Genomic DNA, 2,279 nt, shown 5'->3' on the forward strand with positions numbered 1-2,279 from the left:
CTGACCCTAACCAGCGGGCGGTTTCTGCTAGAAACCCATCAGACGAGCAACAGCGGACAGCTCAGGGACAACGCCGGTGTGGATAGGAGCGGATCCCTGGTGGCTGGCCGTGTCCGGATCCTTAAGGCCATTGCCCGTCAGCACGCACACCACCTGTGCTCCAGCAGGCACCTGCTCTCGCCATTTCAGCAATCCTGCCACCGAGGCCGCGCTGGCCGGCTCGCAAAAGATCCCTTCTTCGGATGCCAGGAGACGATAGGCTGCCAGAATCTCCTCGTCGGTGACGCTATCCACCTGACCGCCGCTCACCTGCACTGCCGCCTTGGCCTTCACCCAACTGGCAGGATTGCCGATGCGAATGGCCGTGGCCACCGTCTCTGGGTGTTCCACCACCCGGTTCAACACCATGGGGGCAGCACCGGCAGCCTCGAAGCCGTAGAGACGAGGGCGACGGGTAGCCTTGCCCTGCTGGCGGTACTGGCAAAACCCCATCCAATAAGCCGTGATGTTGCCCGCGTTGCCCACCGGAATACAGAGCCAATCGGGGGCATCCCCCAAAGCATCCACCACCTCGAAGGCGGCGGTTTTCTGCCCTTCCAAGCGGAAGCGGTTGACCGAGTTCACCAGGGCCACCGGGTAGGTTTCCGCCAGCTGCCGCACCATAGCCAGCGCTTGGTCGAAGTTGCCTTGAACGGCGATGATCTCGGCCCCGTACATCAGGGTTTGGGCCAGTTTGCCCTTGGCCACGTAGCCATCGGGGATCAGCACATAGGCCCGCAGACCTCCTTTGGCCGCAAAGGCAGCAGCCGCCGCCGAGGTGTTGCCGGTGCTGGCGCAGATGATCGCCTCTGCCCCTGCCTCTTTGGCCTTGGACACGGCCATCGTCATACCCCGATCCTTAAAACTACCGGTGGGGTTGAGGCCCTCCAGCTTCAGGTAAACTTGGCAGTCTCGCCCCAGCCGTTGGCTCAAAGCCGGGGAAGGCACCAGGGGCGTGTTGCCCTCATGTAGCGTGACCACAGGTGTGCTGGCGCTGACGGGGAGCCATTCCCGATAGTGCTGGATCAGGCCGGGCCAAAGCCCCACTTGCGCGCGGGATCCGGCTATACGAGGGGGATGGGTGGGATTCAGGGTCGCCATGCCGCAGAGGACACCGAGGCTAATCAAAGACCGGCTTTCTCACTGTAGCTGTTCGTGGAGGGGTTCGTATCCACCTCCCGCAGCGGCGGCAGAAACATCTTCCTGATCCCCTCTCTTCAGAAGCTGGGGAGCGGAGGAGCTGCAGGTCGCAAGGCCAGAGCCTGCACCAGAGAGCGCAACTTCAGACGAATCTCGGCCAGCTCTTGCTCTGGGTTGGAGTCGGCCACAATCCCGGCACCGGCATACAGACGGGCTCGATCCCCCCGAATCAGGGCGGAGCGGATCCCCACCACAAACTCGCCATTGCCCTGTAAGTCTACCCAGCCCAAGGGAGCGGCATAGCTGGAGCGATCAAAGGGTTCCAACCGCTCTAGCCACTGCAGCGCCGCCTGTTGGGGATACCCTCCCACCGCTGCCGTCGGGTGGAGCTGGGCCAGCAGATCGAACAGATGTACATCGGCGGGGAGCTCCGCCTCGATCAAGGTTTGCAGATGCTGGATGTTGGCCAAACGGAGCAGCCGAGGCTGAGGGGAAATGCAGGGATCCATTCCCAACCGACTCAGAGCCTCCCGGATCGAGCGCACCACCCACTGGTGTTCGCGGCGGTCTTTGGGGCTGCGGAGCAGCTCCTCGGCCAACTGGCGATCCTGGACAGGGGTGGCGCCGCGGGCGGCGGAGCCGGCTAAGGCATCGATCTGCACCCGGCCTTGCCACACGGAAAGCAAGCGCTCCGGAGTGGCCCCCAAGAAAACCTGGGGAAAGGCCCCCTCTTGGACCAGGGGGAGAGGCCTGGCCGGCAAATTCCCCCGAGCATCTGCCTCCAAGGACTTCGGCCCGCTGACGCCAGCGGCAAAGGCAAAGATGCTGCAATCGGGATGATCTTTTTCCAGGTAGGCCAGCAGGGACGGGATTGACGGCGGGACAGGCAAGTGCAGATCCACGGCTTCGGCCAGCACCACTTTCTCCAGGGATCCCGCCTGAATCACCTGCAGGGCTTTTTGGATGCGCGCCAAGAGGGGGGCTTCCTCCAAGTTCACTGGCACAGGAGCTTGCAATTCCCACGAGGGCAAGGGGGATCGAGAAAGGCGCTCCATTTGGGCAAAAAAGGCGGTGATCTGCCCGGCCAAAGCCGCTAGGTC

2 protein-coding genes are annotated in these 2,279 nt (G+C 63.2%); both read right to left on the minus strand.

From position 1 onward, the window contains the following. Positions 1-27 precede the first annotated feature (27 nt). Complete coding sequence (gene thrC / locus NW819_RS14430; RefSeq protein WP_011433867.1) at positions 28-1,086, minus strand: threonine synthase; 1,059 nt, start codon at positions 1,084-1,086, stop codon at positions 28-30. Positions 1,087-1,256: 170 nt separating this feature from the next. After that, on the minus strand, positions 1,257-2,279 hold a 1,023-nt coding region (locus NW819_RS14435; protein ID WP_414414169.1), incomplete at its 5' end, for an isochorismate synthase.

This window comes from Synechococcus sp. R8-2, assembly GCF_047461715.1.
Classification (GTDB): domain Bacteria; phylum Cyanobacteriota; class Cyanobacteriia; order Thermostichales; family Thermostichaceae; genus Thermostichus.